Genomic DNA, 18,740 nt, shown 5'->3' with positions numbered 1-18,740 from the left:
TCTGTATTCACCTGCGGGGATAACTTGCATGGCGGTAAATATGATAAAAATACACCCTAGACAAAAGACTAAGGAAAAGGTGAACTATGGCGTTTTATGGTGATTCCGACGCACAAGAAACCCAAGAATGGCAAGATGCATTTGATTCGGTTTTACAGCACATGGGAACTGAACGTGCAGCTTTTTTATTGGAAAAGCTTTATCAACGCGCGATTGCGAAGCATGTTCCCATTCAACGCTTGAATACACCTTATCTCAATACAATTTCTGTGGATGAACAGCCTGCAATGCCGGGCGATCAAGACATGGAACGCCGTATTCGTGCATTGATCCGTTGGAACGCGTTGGCCATGGTACTACGTGCCAACAAAACAGGCGACGACTTAGGTGGTCACTTGGCCAGCTTTGCATCTTCAGCAACGCTTTACGACGTTGGATTTAACCACTTCTTCCGTGCCAACAGCGACAGCTTTGGCGGCGACATGATCTACTATCAAGGTCACTGTGCACCTGGTATTTATGCGCGTTCTTTTCTTGAAGGCCGTTTGACAGAAGACCAACTCAATAATTTCCGCCGTGAAGTAAATGGCAATGGTCTATCAAGCTATCCACATCCTTACTTAATGCCAGATTACTGGCAGTTCCCAACCGTATCGATGGGCTTGGGTCCAATCATGTCGATTTATCAAGCACATATTCAAAAGTACTTGATGAACCGTCGTCTGATCAAAGAAGAAGACCGTAAAGTCTGGGCATATCTCGGCGATGGCGAGATGGATGAGCCAGAAAGTACTGGTGCAATTTCACTGGCAGGTCGTGAGAAACTCGACAACCTGATCTGGGTAGTCAACTGTAACTTGCAGCGTCTTGATGGTCCTGTACGTGGTAACGGTAAAATTATTCAAGAGCTTGAATCGTTGTTCCGCGGTGCCGGATGGCGCGTGATCAAAGTGGTTTGGGGCCGTCATTGGGATCCACTTTTGGCCAAAGACACCTCAGGTGCGCTTAAAGCAATTATGGATGAAGCAGTTGATGGTGACTACCAACGCTACCAAGTAAAAGGTGGTGCTTACACCCGTGCGCACTTCTTTGGTAAATATCCAGAAGCTGAAGAGCTGGTGAAAAACTTAAGCGATGAAGATATCGACAATCTGAATCGTGGTGGTCACGATCCGTACAAAGTATACGCAGCTTATGCTGAGGCAATGAAGAGCACTGGTCAGCCAACCGTTATTCTGGCAAAAACTGTGAAAGGTTACGGTTTGTCTGACGAAATTGAAGCGGTCAACAAAACGCACCAAATCAAGAAAATGCATGTTGACTCACTCAAATATGTACGTAATCGTTTCAACTTGCCATTTAACGATGAGCAATTAGAAGATTTGCCGTTCTATCGTCCTGCAGAAAACTCGCCAGAACTCAAATATATGAAAGCGCGTCGTGAGGCTTTAGGTGGTTATCTGCCTGCACGTCGTAAAGAAAGCGAATCTTTGGCGATTCCTGAAATTTCAGTATTTGACAGTGTATTGAGCGGTAGCAACGGTAAAGAACAATCGACCACCATGGTGATGGTGCGTTTGATCGCGTCGTTGTTAAAAGAAAAAGCGATTAAAGATCGCGTAGTGCCAATCGTGCCAGATGAAGCACGTACCTTCGGTCTTGAAGGGATGTTCCGCCAGTTGGGTATTTATGCTGCCCATGGTCAGAAATATACCCCAGAAGACAATGAACAGCTCATGAACTACCGTGAAGCAAAAGACGGTCACATGTTGCAAGAAGGCATCAACGAGGCGGGTGCGATGAGTGCATGGGCCGCGTTGGCAACCAGTTATTCAACCAATAACTTGCCAATGATTCCGATGTACATGTATTACTCAATGTTTGGTTTCCAGCGTATCGGTGATATTGCATGGGCAGCAGGCGATGCACAGGCACAAGGTTTCTTGTTGGGCGCGACCGCTGGCCGTACGACGCTAAACGGTGAAGGCTTACAGCACCAAGATGGTCACTCGCATATCCTTGCAGGAACGATTCCAAACTGTATCTCTTATGATCCATGTTTCGGTTATGAGCTTGCAGTGGTCGTACATGATGGCTTGAAGCGTATGTATGTCAATCAAGAGCGTGTATTCTATTACCTAACGCTCATGAACGAAAACTACGAGCATCCAGAAATGCCAAAAGGCGCTGAAGAAGGCATCAAACGTGGTATGTACCTGTTTGAAAAAGATGAAAAAGCCACTGTTCAGTTACTTGGTTCTGGCGTGATCTTACGTGAAGTCATCAAAGCGGCGAAAATCTTGCGTGAAGAATATCAAATTCACTCAAATATCTGGAGTGTTACCAGCTTCAACGAGTTGGCGCGCGACGGTATGGCCTGTGATGAATACAACCGCTTGCATCCGCTAACCGAAGAAACCAAAGAATCTTGGGTATCTCAGCAGCTTCGTGGTACAGACGGTATCGTGGTATCGGCAACGGATCATATGCGTGCTTATAGCGAACAGATTCGTGCCTACCTCCCAGACAACCGTCCATACGTGACTTTGGGTACCGATGGTTATGGCCGTTCAGATACGCGTGCCAACCTACGTAGCTACTTCGGTGTCGATGCAGCTCACATTGTGGTGGCAACACTGAAAAAACTGGCTGATGAAGGTGAAGTAGAAAACCGTCTGGTGAAAGATGCGATTTCAAGCTTCGAACTCGAAACAGACCGTCCAGTTGCATGGGCACCACAGACGCATCCAGAGGTTCATCCTGTGGCAGCGTATGAAGAACACTCAGGTGAGGGGAACTAAGACATGCAAGTGAAAACACCTGATATTGGCGTAGATAAAGCAACGGTTGCTGAAATCTTGGTAAAGGTTGGTGACACGATTTCTGAAAACGACAGCCTGATCTTGCTCGAATCGGACAAAGCATCGGTTGAAGTACCAAGTACAGCAGCTGGTGTGGTCAAACGTATTTTGGTTAGCCTTGGTGATGAAGTCACTGAAGGTACAGACTTGGTTGAGCTTGAAAGTGAGGGTGCAACGGCAGAACCTGCCGCTGCGCCAGCACCAGAAGAAAAACCAGTTGTACAAGAAGCAGCACCTGCACAAGAAGCACCAGCTGCACAGCCTGCTGCTGGCGGTGCAACTCAGGAAATTGAGGTTCAGGTTCCTGATATTGGTGTAGAAAAAGCAACAGTTGCCGAGATTTTGGTGAAAGTTGGCGACGAGATTGCCGAAAATGACAGTCTAGTTTTGCTTGAATCGGACAAAGCGTCGGTTGAAGTGCCAAGTACAGCAACAGGTACTGTGGTGTCTATTGCGATCAAAGAAGGCGACACGGTTCAAGAAGGTGTTGTGCTGCTTAAGCTTAAAACAGCGGGCGGCGCATCTGCTGCGCCTGAACAAGCACCTGCTGCATCAAGCGCTGCTGCACCTGCCAAAGAATCTGCGGCAGAAACGGCACAACCTGCTACTGAATCAAACGCACCTGCGGGTGATGTTGAGGTCAATGTTCCAGATTTAGGTGTGGACAAGGCTGCAGTGGCTGAGATTTTGGTCAAAGTGGGCGACAAAATCACCAAAGACGAAAGTATCGTGGTGGTTGAATCGGACAAGGCAACAGTTGAAGTTCCAAGTTCGGTTTCAGGCGTGGTTAAAGCCGTGCATGTTCAAGCCGGACAAGATGTTCAAGAAGGCGTACTGCTGATTACAGTTGAAGCCGAAGGCGCAGCGCCAAGTGCACCGAAAGCGGCACCAGCAAAAGCTGAAGCAGCACCTGCACCAGCGGCACCAAAAGCAGCGCCTGCGCCTGCTGCCAAAGCCGATCATGCAGCGCCACAGGCAAGCCAAGACAGCAAATTGACCAAAGAGCAAGAAGCTGAAAATGCCAAAGTCTATGCTGGTCCAGCTGTACGTAAACTCGCCCGTGAATTGGGTGTGGTGTTGGCACAGGTCAAAAATTCTGGTGAGCATGGTCGTCTGATTAAAGAAGACATTTATGCATACGTGAAGCAGCGCTTAACTGCACCAGTTGCTGCGCCAAAAGCAGCAGCGGCTGCAGTGGCATCGGGCTTGCCGTCATTGCCAGATTTCAGCGCATTTGGTGGCGTTGAAGAAAAAGCACTGACGCGTTTACAGCAAGTTTCGATTCCGCAATTGTCGCTCAACAACTTTATTCCGCAAGTGACTCAGTTTGATCATGCGGATATTACTGAGCTTGAAGCATGGCGCAATGACTTGAAGGGTAACTTCAAGAAAGAAGGCATCAGCCTGACCATCATGGCGTTTATCATCAAGGCTGTGGCACATCTGCTGAAAGAAGAGCGTGAGTTTGCTGGTCATTTGTCTGACGATGGTAAATCAGTACTGCTTCGCAACGAAATCCATATGGGGATTGCTGTTGCAACGCCAGACGGTTTGACTGTACCGGTACTACGTAACCCAGATCAGAAATCGATTAAGCAGATCGCGGTTGAGCTAGGTGTAATTGGTCAAAAGGCACGTGATAAGAAATTATCGCCAAAAGACTTGCAAGGTGCCAATTTCACCATTTCAAGCTTGGGCGCGATTGGCGGAACAGCCTTTACACCGTTAGTGAACTGGCCACAAGTGGCGATTTTAGGTATTTCACCTGCTGCGATGCAGCCAGTATGGAATGGCAAAGATTTTGAGCCTCGCTTGATGTTACCGTTGTCATTGTCGTATGACCACCGTGTGATTAATGGTGCCGATGCAGCGCGTTTTACCAACAAGCTGACCAAATTGTTGCAAGATATCCGCAGCTTACTGATCTAAATCATCGTTTATTTAAAAACCCTGCTTCGGCAGGGTTTTTTGATTTAAAGTGGTTGAATATGTGTTTCAGATCAAAGCAAATTGAAACTAGGCGATCAAACAGGTATAATCGATTCACTTCATTGGGGAGTAGCCTCTATTTACGCAATGTAAATAGGTGATGATCAACATAATTGTTCCACAGAACATGGTCATCATAGCTTAAACGCATACGTGTGTTTCCGAGTTGGCAAGACCTTTGATTTATCGTTCTGCACATTTGGCTAGCAGGGGCGGTAAGTCATCGGTACGTTATGCTAGCCAGAGAACAGATATGCAAGAATTCCTGATTTCGACTTCTGTTGTTGCCCTTGCTGAAATGGGCGACAAAACCCAGCTCCTTGCGCTTTTACTCGCAGCCCGGTTCCGCAAACCTGTTCCTATCTTAATCGCGATTTTATTGGCGACCACCATCAACCATGGTTTATCTGCGGTATTAGGACAATGGCTGACGACCGTCTTAAATCCTACCGTTATGGTGTGGGTATTGGCCATTGGCTTTATTGCAATGGCACTGTGGATGCTGGTGCCAGACAAGCTCGATGACGAAACCGATAGCATCAATAAATGGCAACGCTTTGGGGTATTTGGCGCCACCTTTATTTTATTTTTCTTGGCAGAAATTGGCGATAAAACCCAGATCGCGACCGTTGCACTGGCAGCACGTTTTGACAGTGTGTTTTGGGTAATGCTCGGGACCACTGTCGGCATGATGATTGCCAATGCACCAGCGGTATTTATTGGCAACAAAATGGCCGATCGTTTACCTATTTCGCTCATTCACAAGATTGGCGCGGCAATTTTCTTGGTGGTGGGTGTCTCTACACTGGTACAGCATTACTTCTTTTAAATTGCTATAAAAAATCAAGTCGACCTAAAAACGCGCAATCTCATGCGCGTTTTTTTCAAAAAGTCGCATCAGAAAAAATCGGATCATGTTTATTTTGCGCTAAAATAAATCATGAGTGAGCAGCGAAACTTACTCAAGCCTCATATAAAAAAATTCTTCAAGCATCAGAAATCTGTAGTGAACGCAGGAAAAAGGATTCATGTATGCCATTACTAAATGAGCGTCAGTGTGTAATTGCCAGTTATCTGATCATGACCATCAGTTTACTCATGATTTTACCGCTACATCTGTTGCCCGGGCTTTTGTCGGGTTTACTGGTTTACGCGTTGGTCACCAGTTTAAGCCCCTATGTCGAGCGCTTTTCCAATCGAAAGTATGGCCGTGTAACGGTGGTGGCATTATTTAGTGTGGTGATTATCAGTCTGTTGGTACTGCTCATGGTGAGTTTAAGTGCCTATGTGGTGCATGATCTACGCGGCGGTGGGCTGGCTGAGGTCAATGCCAATCTGGATGCCTTGCTCAAAAAATTTCAAAGTGAAGTGGGCGGGTATTTTCCTGGATTTGTACCTGAAAGTATCGATGAGATGAAAGATACTTTGCTGCGCTTATCCAAAGAGCACCTGATCACGTTGCAACATGCCGGAACCGATGTATTGCATGGTTTTGTCACCATGATTGTCGGCATGATCTTAGGTGCCTTGATTTCACTACATCCGAATCAAGACGAAAAAGACATGCCAATGTTTCGGCGCGTTTTTCTGCAGCGCTTAGATACGTTATACCGTGCCTTCAAGAATATCGTCTTTGCGCAGGTCAAAATCTCCCTGATCAATACGATTTTATCGGGACTGTTTATTTTCATTGCCTTACCGCTGATGGGAATGCATTTGCCCTTTGGAAAAACCTTGGTGATTTTAACCTTTGTATTTGGCCTGTTGCCCGTGATTGGTAACTTGATGTCCAATACCTTGATTGTTTTATCCGCCATGAGCGTGTCTTTTACCACGGCGGCCATTGCCCTGTTGTATCTGGTTCTAATTCATAAACTGGAATACTTCTTAAATGCCGATATTATTGGTCAGCGAATTAATGCCAAGGCGTGGGAGCTATTAATTGCGATGCTGGTATTTCAGGCCGTTTTTGGGCTGATTGGCTTGGTGGCTGCACCGATTTACTATGCATACTTCAAAAGTGAAATGAAAAAAGCGGAATTAATTTAATTATTTCAGCGCCTTCTGGGCGCTGATTGATATAACAAGTGTTAGAATTTAAAAATTAGCGCAAGAAAAAATGAAATTTAAGCGCAAATTTGTTTATAATAGCTCACGGAAATTACCAGTGAGATTGTTATGCTGACCATCGTTCAAGAAGCGTTAACCTTCGATGATGTCTTATTACTCCCTGCCTATTCTACAGTTCTCCCAAAAGATGTCTCCTTAAAGACACGTTTGACTCGCGGCATTCAACTAAATATTCCACTCGTTTCGGCTGCAATGGATACCGTGACTGAATCACGTATGGCCATTGCAATGGCGCAAAACGGTGGTATCGGTATTTTGCACAAAAACATGGACATTGCAGCTCAAGCAGCTGAAGTTCGTCGTGTCAAAAAATTCGAAGCCGGTATGGTCAAAGACCCGATTACTGTAACCCCTCAAACCACCGTACGTGAATTGATTGCCATTACGCAAGCCAATAACATTAGTGGTGTGCCTGTGGTACAGGACGGCAAGGTTGTGGGTATTGTGACCGGTCGAGATACACGTTTTGAAACCAATCTTGAGCAACCTGTTAGCAATATTATGACCCCTCAAGACCGTTTAGTGACGGTGAAAGAAGGTGCGTCAAAAGAAAGTATTCAAGCGTTACTTCAAAAGCATCGTATCGAAAAAGTCTTGGTTGTCGATGATCATCATGCCTTAAAAGGTCTGATCACCGTGACCGATTTTCGTAAAGCCGAGCTTTATCCAAACAGCTGTAAAGATGATTTAGGTCGTTTACGTGTTGGCGCAGCAGTCGGCACAGGTGCCGAAACCCCTGCACGTGTTGAAGCACTGGTCGATGCTGGTGCAGATGTGATTGTGGTCGATACCGCACACGGTCACTCAGCCGGTGTGATTGAGCGTGTACGTTGGGTGAAGCAGAACTATCCGCAAGTACAAGTGATTGGCGGCAATATCGCAACTGCAGATGCAGCCTTGGCATTGCTTGATGCGGGTGCAGATGCGGTCAAAGTTGGTATTGGTCCAGGTTCGATCTGTACCACGCGTATTGTTGCAGGTATTGGTGTACCTCAAATTTCTGCGATTGACAACGTGGCACGTGCCCTCAAAGGTGAAATTCCATTGATCGCAGACGGCGGTATTCGCTTCTCTGGTGATATGGCGAAAGCGATTGCGGCTGGTGCAAGCACCATTATGGTCGGATCTTTGATGGCAGGTACCGAAGAGGCGCCAGGTGAAGTTGAATTGTTCCAAGGTCGCTATTACAAAGCGTATCGTGGTATGGGTTCATTGGGTGCGATGTCGGGTGTGAGTGGTTCATCAGACCGTTATTTCCAAGACGCGAAAGCGGGTGTGGAAAAGTTGGTGCCGGAAGGGATTGAAGGTCGTGTGCCTTACAAGGGGCCAATGAGCGCGATTGTACATCAGATGATGGGCGGCCTACGTTCATCTATGGGTTATACAGGCTCTGCCGACATCGAAGCGATGCACCAAAATACCCAGTTTGTGAAAATCACAGCAGCAGGTATGCAAGAGTCACACGTTCACGATGTGACGATTACGAAGGAAGCACCGAACTACCGTATTGGTTAATTACCACTTACGGACCTCAGTGAAAAACGCCGTCAGTCCACTGACGGCGTTTTTGATTTGGTGTAAAGTAAACACATGGATGGTGGCGTCACCATAAAATGAAAAGTGAGTCAAAAATGAGTTATTTTGGAACCGATGGCATTCGTGGAAAATTCGGTGTAACGCCGATCACACCTGAATTTGCACTAAAGTTAGGGTTTGCCGCTGGAAAAGTATTAAAACGAACAAGTCCAATTCATAAACCCATTGTTGTTTTAGGTAAAGATACCCGTTTATCTGGCTATATTTTAGAGTCTGCTTTACAGGCCGGTTTAAACGCCGCAGGTGTTTATGTCCACCTACTCGGGCCATTACCGACGCCTGCTATTGCACATCTCACACGTGCCTTACATGCCGATGCCGGTATTGTGATTTCCGCATCGCACAATCCTTATTTTGATAACGGTATTAAATTCTTTTCAGGTGAAGGCAAAAAACTGCCTGATGATTTACAAGATGCGATCAATCAGGAGCTTGAGCATGAGCTTTTGATTGAAGATACTGCCAATTTGGGTAAAAGTGTCCGTGTGAAGGATGCTAATGGTCGCTATATCGAGTTTTGTAAATCTACCTTTCCCTATCATTTCGACTTACGCAGTCTGACCATTGTGGTGGATTGTGCCAATGGTGCTGCCTACAATGTCGGGCCATCGGTGTTTCGTGAACTCGGTGCAAAAGTGATTGCGCTGTATAACGATCCGACGGGCATGAACATCAATGAACATTGTGGTTCGACCCATCCAGAAAACTTACAAAAGGCCGTGGTGCATTATAAAGCCGACCTAGGCATTGCCTTTGATGGCGATGCTGATCGTGTGATTTTAGTGGATAAATTCGGACAATTGGTCGATGGCGATCATATTCTGTATATTCTGGCGACCCAAGCCAGAAAGAAACCGGCAGGTATTGTCGGGACAGTTATGAGTAATATGGCGCTCGAGTTAGCACTGGCCAAAGCCGAAGTGCCGTTTGTGCGTGCCAAAGTTGGTGACCGCTATGTGCTTCAGGCGCTTGAAGAAAATGAATGGGTGATTGGTGGTGAGCCATCTGGTCATATCTTGACACTCGACAAGAGCACCACGGGTGATGCCATTATTGCTGCCTTGCAAGTGTTGACTGTTATGGTTGAAAAAGGCAAAGCCTTGCATGAACTTGTGGCTGGTTTTGAGCTGTTTCCACAGGTATTGGTCAATGTACGTCTGGATCAAATGATCGATCCGTATGCGATTCCTGAACTGGCGCAGGAGTTTAATCAGGCCGAAGCACAACTTAAGGGACGTGGACGTTTACTGATTCGAAAATCAGGAACCGAACCTGTGATTCGTGTGATGGTGGAAGGCGATAACGAAGAAGAAGTGACGACCCTAGCGCATCGTTTAGCGGACTGCGTCCGTGAACATGCTGCTGCATAAGAGAGATTCACATGACAGATACCATTAAAGATCTGAGTGAGCTGCGTTTAAGCTACGAAAAAGGGCAGTTAGATGAGGGTCAAGTGGATCCAAATCCACATGGCCAGTTTTTACAGTGGTTTAACCATGCCTTGCAAGAGAATTTCCTCGAACCCTATGCCATGTCACTGGCGACGTGTAACCGTGCTGGTCGGCCGCACGTTCGAACGGTTTTACTCCGTGGTGCGACTGAACAGGGGTATGACTTTTATACCAACTACGATAGCCAAAAAGGGCTTGATTTGGCCGAATCAGCCTTTGCTGAATTACTGTTTTACTGGCCGAGTCTTGAGCGCCAGATCCGTGTCAGTGGCAGTGTGGTCAAGATTCCAGAGGCTGAGTCGACGGCGTATTATCATAAACGCCCACGCGATAGCCAGATTGCAGCACATTTAAGTACGCCGCAAAGCGGGGTGATTGCAAGCCGTGAATTGCTTGAACAGCGCTTTAAGGCATTTCATGAGCAGGTGCAAGATCAGGCCGAGATTGAAAAGCCAGCCTTCTGGGGCGGTTATCGGGTACAGCCAGATCACTATGAGTTCTGGCAGGGTCGACGTAATCGGATGCACGATCGAATCAGCTATGACAAGCATGATGATCAATGGATCATGCAACGATTAATGCCTTAATGAACTTCGTTCAGATCAAGCAGCGCCCTTTACTCACGCCGCCAGAATCTTTTCAGGCGGTGCCTGAATTTCTTGCACAGATTTTGGCGCGCCGCGGTGTGCAGTCCGAACAGGAACTGGATTTAAAGTTACGGCATTTGCTCAAGCCAGAACTCAAAGATTTGGCCACTGCAACAGCGTTGATCGATGCAGCGATTGATCAGCATGAGCATATTGTGATTGTGGGCGATTACGATGCAGACGGTGCGACCAGCACGGCATTGATGTGTTTGGTGCTCAAAGCGTTGGGCGCCCATGTCGATTATATCGTACCGGATCGTTTTAAATACGGTTATGGGCTGACGCCTGCAATTGCAGATCTGGCCGAAACCACTTTTGCACCAGATTTACTGATTACTGTAGACAACGGAATATCCAGTCATGCTGGAGTAGCGCGCGCGCAGGCATTAGGCATGCAGGTGATTATTACCGATCATCACCTCACCACTAAACAGCCACCCGATGCCGAAGCGGTGGTCAACCCTAATCAGCTTGAGTGTGCCTTTCCAAGTAAAGCCTTGGCCGGTGTGGGCGTGGCGTTTTATTTACTTGCGCATTTGTGTACTTTACGCCAGCAACAACAAAAATCGAGCTGCAAAATCAGTCAATATCTGGATTTGGTGGCGCTGGGCACGTATGCCGATGTCGCGACGCTAGATTACAACAACCGGATTTTGGTCGATGCAGGACTCAAGCGCATTCAGCAACAGCAGTGTCGGCCGGGTATTTTAGCCTTGCTCGAGATTGCCAAGCGTGACGCTGCAACGCTTAAAGCACAGGATTTAGGTTTTGTGCTTGGGCCTCGTATCAATGCTGCTGGTCGGATGGACAGTATGAATATTGGAATTGAATGCCTGATGGCGCCAGATTTCAAAACGGCTTATCCAATTGCAGAGCAACTTAATCGGCTAAATCTAGAGCGCCGTCAAGTCGAAACTGAAATGAAGCAGCAGGCACTGGGCTATCTGGAAACACTTCAACTCAATGAAACACAAATTCCACCAGCGCTGGTGTTGTTCGAAGAGAGTTGGCATCAAGGCGTGATTGGTATTGTTGCAGGGCGTTTAAAAGAGCAGTTTCATCGACCAACCATTGTGTTTGCACCCGATACCGATGGCGAGCACATCAAGGGCTCTGCACGTTCCATCGATGGTATTCACATTCGCGATACCATTGAGCAGGTGGCTGAGCAATATCCGCATTTGGTCAGTCATTTTGGTGGACATGCGGCGGCGGCGGGTTTAACGCTGAAAAAACAGTATTTCGATGAGTTTAAACGTATTTTTACCCAGTATGTTGCTCAGATGGATGAATCTTTACTGGACGCGGTCCTCTGGACAGATGGCGTTTTACCGATGTCTGCACACCAGCTCGATACTTTAAACTGGATTGAGCGTTTAGGCCCATGGGGACAAAAATTTCCTTACCCACAGTTTGAAGGCCGCTTTCAGGTGCTCGATTATCGCTGGCTCAAAGAACTTCATTTAAAGCTAAAGCTCTCGCTGGATCAGTACGGAACCATAGATGCGATTGCCTTTAATGCGGCACATCAATTCGAATTTGATCCGAGTATACCGTTTGTCAATTTAGTCTATGAGTTAGATCGAAACGAATTTAACGGCAGTGTGAATTTGCAGCTTCGTATCCTACATTTAGATCAGACATAAAAAAACTGCTCCGAGGAGCAGTTTTTTTATACGTCTAAACCGATTGCTTAGAAGCGATATGATGCACCTACTGAATAAGTATTGTAGTCATCGCCGAAACCTAATCGACCATCAACACTTACTTGCTGGCTTAAGAATTTTTTAGCTGTGATGCCCCATTGGTCAAGATTAAGGGCCTTATCACGCTGATAGTCTGCGCCAACACTTAATGTTTTGTCGATATAGTAGTCGCCTGCAACGTAGTATTGCTTATTGTCATTGTTACCAAACACACCACGGGCTTCAAGGTTTACGTCATGTTGGCCAACTTGAGTAACGTATTTGGCACGTAAGGTTGGATCAACATCATCTCCACCATTTTTTGTGTCATAACCTTGTAGACCAAGTGCAACCAATAATCCTGGTGCTGGAAGATAACCTACCTCGGCATTATAACGGGTGGTTTTTGTGTCGTTTAAATTCTTAATTTTATTTTCTTCACGAGCAACGCCTGCACCTAAATAGAAGTCGCTGTTTGGTACATAGTATTCACCAGCAATACCAATATTTGTATTTTTAGTGCCGCTATTATCGCCGTATACACCGCCAACACTCACGTTACTTGCACGATCAAGAAATGCTGCTTCGGCTAATGGCGCGTTACGAGTTTGAACAGGATTAAAGTAGTAAGTGCCACTTGCACCAAATGTACTTACACCGCTACCGTTATCTGGATCTAGGTAATTGTAGTTACCGTTAACTTCAGTTTGGTAAGCGTGAGCAGTAGTTCCTACAAAAGCGAGTGAAGACAAAAGTGCTGTGACTAGAGTTAACTTTTTCATGGAAAATCTCCCCTCCAAAAAATAATAATTAATGTTTTGTTACAACTTTCAGTCTAGTGAAAAATTTGAGTGCGTCAATTAGGCCAACGTAACCGAACGGTAATAATGTGGAATTCGTGTAATTAATTATTTTTAAGTTTTTGATATTCAATAATAAATATGAAATGTTTTGTTTTATTAAAAGCTAGAGGGTTTTGTGAAGTTATCACGAATATGCACAATTAATCATCAATATTGTGACCAATTGTATTTAAAATGCACCAGTTTAGACCTCCATAATGAAGATTAGATTAATGTTATAAAAACAAATTCATAACGCTTTATAGGGATTAGATTTCAAACAAATCGGGGTTTTTTTATAGGACTAAAACGCAGTTTTTCTCTCTCGAAGCGGGCTGTGTTAAACTAGACAGCGAAATAAATGAATGTAATGTGGGAATTGTGGCGTGGAAATTAATCCGTATTTGAACCAATTAAAAGATTTAACCGAACGTAGTCAAACACTACGGGGGTATCTTTGACTACGATCTAAAAAAAGAACGTCTAGAAGAAGTTTTACGCGAGCTTGAAGATCCGGCGATCTGGAACGACCAAAGTCGTGCTCAAGCCATGGCCAAAGAAAAAGGTGAGCTTGAAAACGTTCTGAACGTTTTAGATGGTCTTGCCAATCAGCTCGACGATGCTAAAGCAATGCTGGATCTTGCCGTTGAAGCCGATGACGAAAGTCTGCTCGAAGATGTTGATGCAGAGCTTGTGGCGGCAGAAGAGGCGCTGGCCAAGCTCGAATTTCGCCGGATGTTTAGCAATCCGATGGACCCGAACCCATGTTATGTCGAGATTCAGGCAGGTTCGGGTGGTACCGAGGCACAAGACTGGGCTTCCATGTTACTGCGTATGTACATGCGCTGGATCGAGCGTCATGGCTTTAAAGCTGAATTGATGGAAGAATCAGATGGTGATGTAGCGGGCATTAAATCGGCCACTATCCGAGTCGAAGGCGAGTACGCATATGGCTGGTTACGTACCGAGTCTGGTGTACATCGTCTGGTGCGTAAGTCGCCATTTGACAGTGGCAACCGTCGTCATACCTCGTTTAGTGCTGTATTCGTTTCACCTGAAATTGATGACAATATTGAAATTGAAATCAATCCAGCTGATGTACGTACCGATACATACCGTGCATCGGGTGCCGGTGGACAGCACATTAACAAAACCGATTCTGCCGTGCGTTTGACTCACGCGCCGACAGGGATTGTGGTGGCTTGTCAGAACCAGCGTTCTCAGCATGCGAACCGTGACCATGCATGGAAACAGTTACGTGCAAAATTGTACGAACTTGAAATGCAAAAGCGTAATGAAGCTGCACAAGCCCTTGAAGACTCAAAGTCTGATATCGGCTGGGGTAGCCAGATTCGCTCCTATGTACTGGATGACTCACGTATTAAAGACTTGCGTACTGGTGTTGAAAATTCAAATACAGGTGCTGTACTCGACGGCGATCTGGATAAATTTATCGAAGCCAGTTTGAAACAAGGCTTGTAATTGTAAACATCCGCAAAGCGTGTTTACCTGTGCTTACAATATATCTATTAAAATCGATATTAATATTTATAAAAATAGATATTAATATCGTAATTATACGATACAATGTAAAGTATGGTGTTGAACAACGCTTTGCGCCCTAATCTTTGAGCTTTGCTTATGGATACCGATGTAATTTTTAAAGCCCTCGCCAATCCGACTCGTCGTCAGATTTTGGAATGGCTCAAGCATCCAACAAAATACTGGGCCGCAGAAGAATGCGGCAATTTTGAGCGGGGTGTTTGTGCCGGGCAAATTGAGCGATTAGGCAATGTGTCACAATCGACCATGTCTAATCATTTGTCTGTTTTACAACAGGCAGGTCTCATTACGGTAGAGAAATATGGCCAGTGGTCTTATTTTTCGCGCAACGAAGCGTTGATTCAGCAATATCTCGATCATTTAAAAGAAACGCTTTAATCGAGCGTAAGCTGAGGTTGTGATGGCTGAACTAAGTTCTCCGTTAAAAGTTGGTGATTTTGAATTAAAAAACCGTTTGGTGATGGCGCCGCTGACTCGCTCGCGCAGTGGGGAAAGCCGAGTGCCAAATGCGCTGATGAAAGAGTATTATCAGCAGCGTGCCAATGCAGGTCTGATCTTGACGGAAGCCACGGTGATTTCTCCTAAAGCCGTCGGTTATGAAGATACACCAGGACTTTGGACAGAAGAACAAGCACATGCTTGGCAACCCATTATTCAGGCGATTCATGCACAAGGCGCCAAAATCGTGGCGCAACTTTGGCATGTGGGCCGGATCTCAGATCCTCAGTTGCTTGATGGTGATCTCCCGGTTGCACCGAGCGCGATTCAGCCAGAAGGACATGTCAGCCTATTGCGTCCGAAACGTCCTTATGTGACACCGCGCGCATTATCGCTCGAAGAAATTGACGAGATTGTTCAACAGTACCGACATGCGGCTGAAATGGCCAAACTGGCTGGTTTTGACGGCGTAGAATTACATGCTGCCAATGGTTATTTAGTCGATCAATTCTTGCAATCGCAAACCAATCAGCGTGATGATCAATACGGTGGTTCACTCGAAAATCGTGCACGTTTACTGTTGCAGATTGTCGATGAATTCATTGCAGTTTGGGGTGCTGGACGTGTTGGTGTACATATTGCCCCTCGCGGTGATTCGCACGATATGGGCGATGCCAACCCACTTGAAACCTTCGGTTATGTGATGCGTCAGCTCAGTGAGCGAGAAATTGCCTTTGTATTTTCGCGTGAATATGAAGCCACAGACAGTATCGGGCCTGAATTGCGTAAACAATTTAGTGGTGTATGGATTGCCAATGAAAGCCTAACGCCAGATTCTGCGCGTCGTATATTGGCCAATGGCGATGCCGATGCCGTATCTTTTGGTAAAGCGTATATCGCGAATCCTGATTTGTACACGCGACTAATCAACCATGCACCGCTGAATGATGTCAATCCAGAAACTTTGTATGCCAAAGGTGCAGAAGGTTATACCGACTATCCTACGCTACGTGAATCGACGCTTGACGCCTAAATTTGCGTGAGTTATTCAGAGCGCCATACATTAACAAATGTATGGCGCGTCGCATATTTTTAAGCAGGAATGGCTTCAGTGGCTAAGACTTCAGCGATTGCTTTGGCAACATTATAGATATTGTTCATATTAAGACCTGCCATACAGATACGACCACTGCGTACCAGATAAATGGCATAGTCTTCACGAAGGGTGTCAACTTGTGCAGCAGTCAGACCCGTATAGCTAAACATGCCTTTTTGTTCTATCAGATAGTTAAAGTTACGATCTGGTAAAGCTTTGCTTAATTGATCGCGTAAAATGACACGCATTTTTAGAATGCGTTTACGCATCTCTTTCACTTCGTTTTGCCACTGTTGATTGAGTTCGGCATCATTCAAGACCTGATCCACCAACCATGCACCTGTTGTCGGTGGATTGGAATAAATTCGGCGAACAGTGGCTTTAAGCTGACCAAAAGTGCATTGAGCTGCTTCAACATCATCACACACTACAGTAAGACCACCTACACGTTCACCATAGAGAGAAAAGGTTTTGGAGAACGAATTACTGATAATAAAATTTAGGCCAGATTGATCCATGGCACGAATAGGGTATGCGTCTTGTTCTATGCCTTCGCCAAAGCCTTGATAGGCAATGTCGAGAAACGGAATGAGATGACCTGACTTTAATACTTCAATCACTTGATCCCATTGTTCAGGTACTAGATCAACCCCAGTCGGGTTATGGCAGCATGGATGTAGCAGTACAATACTATGCTTTGGAAGTTGCTTTAATGTTGCCAACATACCTTTAAAATCAAGGCCATGTGTTTTAGCATCAAAATAAGGATAGAAGTGAGTTTTAAACCCTGCACCATTAAAAATGGCGATATGGTTATCCCAAGTGGGTTGACTCACCCAGACTTCTGAATCCGGAAAATAGTTCTTTAAAAAATCGGCACCCACTTTGAGTGCACCTGAACCACCAATCGTCTGAATGGTCACGGCACGTCCGTTTTGAACCGCTGAGCTATTGTTTCCAAAAAGCAGGGCTTGAATTGCGTCACGGTAAGGTTTAAAACCTTCCATTGGTAGGTATGACTTCACCTTGCTTTGATGAAGTTCAATCCGTTTTTGTGCTTCAACAATAGTATCAAGCTGAGGTACGATACTGTCTTCATTATAATAAAGACCTATGCTCAAATTAACTTTTGCTTCGCGTGGATCGGTGTTAAATTGTTCCATAAGGGAAAAAAATGGATCGCCTGCATATGGTGGGATATGTTGAAACATTATAAAATCCTTGCTTTTCACAGTTGAAACTACTCACCGTGTTGAGGTGAAGTAGGTGAGTTTAAAGTGTCTATAAATCAAAATAAGTTATTGTAAATAAATAATATTTTTAAATTAACACAAGATTTTTTTCAATACCTTGCATATTTTTGTTGATATTATCCTGTAAAATTTCGAATAGTCGCTGCTGCGCCTCATCAGTTGCCCAGGCAATATGTCCTGTAATTAATACGTTGGAGCAATCTTGTTGGAGTTGTAAGAGAGGGTGATCAATTGCGGGTGGTTCTTGATCCAATGTATCAGTTGCGAAACCTGCTAAATGCCCACTTTTAATCGCATCAATTAAGGCAACATCATCGATTAACTCGCCCCGACCCACATTAATCAAGAGACTTCCTTTTTTGAGCTGCGCTAATGTATCAGTGTTCATTAAATGTTGGGTTTGCGCGTTGAGTTCACAGTGTAAAGATAAAATATCTGCTTGCCGAATTGCATCTTCAAAAGCCACATAACCAGATCGGCACATTAATGCATCTTTTCGCTCGCTGAATATGACATGCATACCAAAGGCGGTTGCTTTTTGCGCTAGTGATTGTCCAATTTCACCTTTACCCAAAATGACTAAAGTTTTATTTTTAAGCTCATGTATGGGAGAGGCAAGATAAAATGCACTTGAACCTTGTGACCATAGACCTGCTTTGACTGCATCAAGTTGTAAGTTAAAATTTTTGATCAAAAGCATCATCATAGTAAAGGCATGTTCTGCTACAGCATCCCCAGCATAGTTACGGATATTACAAACTTTTACGCCGTGTTGATGCAGTAATGCGAGATCGATATGATTATAGCCAGTTGAGCAAAGTGCCACTAATTTCAAAGTTGGATTATTTTTTAGGATAATTTTATTTATTTCGAGTTCACTGATAACAATCACATCTTGATCATGAACTTGCTGCTCAAATTCATGCTGAGTTAACTGATCATATTCAGTATAGTGTGCTGGAAAATCAAATTGAAAAGCGCGTTGGATTAAAACATATTTTTCTGCGCAAGTAATTTTAAATGGAGTCGTCATTTTAAATTCATTCATCTTAACAATGAATGATGGAATTTAGGATAAAAACAACAGGTAGGCAATATTACAATTCTAAAGCAATGCGTAGGAAAACTAAAACTAGTAGCGTGAATAAATCAAACTGAACGAAATATAACCTGCGACCAAAATAGCGTT

General features: G+C 45.0%; 14 protein-coding genes and 1 riboswitch. Of the genes, 11 read left to right on the top strand and 3 right to left on the bottom strand.

The window, feature by feature from the left end:
* Window positions 1-86 precede the first annotated feature (86 nt).
* The 8 genes from aceE (at window position 87) to recJ (ending at window position 12,320) form a co-directional block, all read left to right on the top strand.
* On the top strand, window positions 87-2,801 hold the full coding sequence (gene aceE, locus L2096_RS03985) for a pyruvate dehydrogenase (acetyl-transferring), homodimeric type (protein ID WP_004933924.1): 2,715 nt from the start codon (window positions 87-89) through the stop codon (window positions 2,799-2,801).
* 3 nt (window positions 2,802-2,804) lie between these two features.
* Complete coding sequence (locus tag L2096_RS03980; protein WP_250364916.1) at window positions 2,805-4,790, top strand: 2-oxo acid dehydrogenase subunit E2; 1,986 nt, start codon at window positions 2,805-2,807, stop codon at window positions 4,788-4,790.
* Between the two features lie 112 nt (window positions 4,791-4,902).
* Window positions 4,903-5,055, top strand: a riboswitch (yybP-ykoY riboswitch).
* Window positions 5,056-5,103: 48 nt separating this feature from the next.
* Window positions 5,104-5,679: a TMEM165/GDT1 family protein gene (locus L2096_RS03975; protein ID WP_004933930.1), complete on the top strand. Its 576-nt coding sequence runs from the start codon at window positions 5,104-5,106 to the stop codon at window positions 5,677-5,679.
* A 203-nt stretch (window positions 5,680-5,882) separates the two neighbouring features.
* Window positions 5,883-6,899: an AI-2E family transporter gene (locus L2096_RS03970; protein ID WP_004944810.1), complete on the top strand. Its 1,017-nt coding sequence runs from the start codon at window positions 5,883-5,885 to the stop codon at window positions 6,897-6,899.
* 129 nt (window positions 6,900-7,028) lie between these two features.
* Window positions 7,029-8,495: an IMP dehydrogenase gene (gene guaB, locus L2096_RS03965; protein ID WP_004933934.1), complete on the top strand. Its 1,467-nt coding sequence runs from the start codon at window positions 7,029-7,031 to the stop codon at window positions 8,493-8,495.
* A 116-nt stretch (window positions 8,496-8,611) separates the two neighbouring features.
* Window positions 8,612-9,946 (top strand): phosphoglucosamine mutase, encoded by a 1,335-nt coding sequence (glmM, locus tag L2096_RS03960; protein WP_004933937.1) that lies wholly within the window; start codon window positions 8,612-8,614, stop codon window positions 9,944-9,946.
* Window positions 9,947-9,957: 11 nt separating this feature from the next.
* Window positions 9,958-10,614 carry a pyridoxamine 5'-phosphate oxidase gene (gene pdxH, locus L2096_RS03955; protein ID WP_004933945.1) on the top strand — a complete coding sequence of 219 codons (657 nt, stop codon included), beginning with the start codon at window positions 9,958-9,960 and terminating at the stop codon, window positions 10,612-10,614.
* Window positions 10,614-12,320, top strand: a complete 1,707-nt coding sequence (recJ, locus tag L2096_RS03950; RefSeq protein WP_250364954.1) for a single-stranded-DNA-specific exonuclease RecJ — start codon at window positions 10,614-10,616, stop codon at window positions 12,318-12,320. The genes pdxH and recJ overlap by 1 nt, the downstream gene beginning before the upstream one ends.
* Before the next feature lie 47 nt (window positions 12,321-12,367).
* Here the strand turns inward: recJ and L2096_RS03945 are convergent, their stop codons facing one another.
* Entirely contained in the window at window positions 12,368-13,141 is a 774-nt protein-coding gene (locus L2096_RS03945; RefSeq protein ID WP_104123983.1) for a putative porin, read from the bottom strand.
* A 446-nt stretch (window positions 13,142-13,587) separates the two neighbouring features.
* On the opposite strand from L2096_RS03945, the gene prfB reads away from it, so the two are divergent.
* From prfB to L2096_RS03930, 3 genes are all read left to right on the top strand, one after another.
* Window positions 13,588-14,683 (top strand): peptide chain release factor 2 gene (gene prfB, locus L2096_RS03940; RefSeq protein WP_119690053.1). Its coding sequence is split into 2 segments (ribosomal slippage): window positions 13,588-13,659 and window positions 13,661-14,683, totalling 1,095 coding nucleotides; the frame shifts between segments, so codons are not numbered across the junction.
* A 159-nt stretch (window positions 14,684-14,842) separates the two neighbouring features.
* Complete coding sequence (locus L2096_RS03935; RefSeq protein ID WP_004933957.1) at window positions 14,843-15,142, top strand: ArsR/SmtB family transcription factor; 300 nt, start codon at window positions 14,843-14,845, stop codon at window positions 15,140-15,142.
* A gap of 22 nt (window positions 15,143-15,164) precedes the next feature.
* Window positions 15,165-16,235 carry an alkene reductase gene (locus L2096_RS03930; RefSeq protein ID WP_250364915.1) on the top strand — a complete coding sequence of 357 codons (1,071 nt, stop codon included), beginning with the start codon at window positions 15,165-15,167 and terminating at the stop codon, window positions 16,233-16,235.
* Between the two features lie 59 nt (window positions 16,236-16,294).
* Here the strand turns inward: L2096_RS03930 and L2096_RS03925 are convergent, their stop codons facing one another.
* Together L2096_RS03925 and L2096_RS03920 are read right to left on the bottom strand one after the other, a co-directional pair.
* On the bottom strand, window positions 16,295-17,509 hold the full coding sequence (locus tag L2096_RS03925; RefSeq protein WP_250364914.1) for an amino acid aminotransferase: 1,215 nt from the start codon (window positions 17,507-17,509) through the stop codon (window positions 16,295-16,297).
* Window positions 17,510-17,618: 109 nt separating this feature from the next.
* Window positions 17,619-18,584 (bottom strand): NAD(P)-dependent oxidoreductase, encoded by a 966-nt coding sequence (locus L2096_RS03920; protein WP_151764346.1) that lies wholly within the window; start codon window positions 18,582-18,584, stop codon window positions 17,619-17,621.
* Window positions 18,585-18,740: the final 156 nt, after the last annotated feature.

It is taken from the genome of Acinetobacter sp. ACZLY 512, from assembly GCF_023614015.1.
Lineage (GTDB): Bacteria > Pseudomonadota > Gammaproteobacteria > Pseudomonadales > Moraxellaceae > Acinetobacter > Acinetobacter soli.
The sequence above is the reverse complement of the archived record's forward strand: the minus strand, read 5'-3'. Positions and strand labels throughout refer to the sequence as shown.

Coding starts and splice junctions, on each gene's coding strand:
- aceE (WP_004933924.1), top strand. CDS start 87: ATGGCGTTTTATGGTGATTCCGACGCACAAGAAACCCAAGAATGGCAA.
- L2096_RS03980 (WP_250364916.1), top strand. CDS start 2,805: ATGCAAGTGAAAACACCTGATATTGGCGTAGATAAAGCAACGGTTGCT.
- L2096_RS03975 (WP_004933930.1), top strand. CDS start 5,104: ATGCAAGAATTCCTGATTTCGACTTCTGTTGTTGCCCTTGCTGAAATG.
- L2096_RS03970 (WP_004944810.1), top strand. CDS start 5,883: ATGCCATTACTAAATGAGCGTCAGTGTGTAATTGCCAGTTATCTGATC.
- guaB (WP_004933934.1), top strand. CDS start 7,029: ATGCTGACCATCGTTCAAGAAGCGTTAACCTTCGATGATGTCTTATTA.
- glmM (WP_004933937.1), top strand. CDS start 8,612: ATGAGTTATTTTGGAACCGATGGCATTCGTGGAAAATTCGGTGTAACG.
- pdxH (WP_004933945.1), top strand. CDS start 9,958: ATGACAGATACCATTAAAGATCTGAGTGAGCTGCGTTTAAGCTACGAA.
- recJ (WP_250364954.1), top strand. CDS start 10,614: ATGAACTTCGTTCAGATCAAGCAGCGCCCTTTACTCACGCCGCCAGAA.
- L2096_RS03945 (WP_104123983.1), bottom strand. CDS start 13,141: ATGAAAAAGTTAACTCTAGTCACAGCACTTTTGTCTTCACTCGCTTTT.
- L2096_RS03935 (WP_004933957.1), top strand. CDS start 14,843: ATGGATACCGATGTAATTTTTAAAGCCCTCGCCAATCCGACTCGTCGT.
- L2096_RS03930 (WP_250364915.1), top strand. CDS start 15,165: ATGGCTGAACTAAGTTCTCCGTTAAAAGTTGGTGATTTTGAATTAAAA.
- L2096_RS03925 (WP_250364914.1), bottom strand. CDS start 17,509: ATGTTTCAACATATCCCACCATATGCAGGCGATCCATTTTTTTCCCTT.
- L2096_RS03920 (WP_151764346.1), bottom strand. CDS start 18,584: ATGACGACTCCATTTAAAATTACTTGCGCAGAAAAATATGTTTTAATC.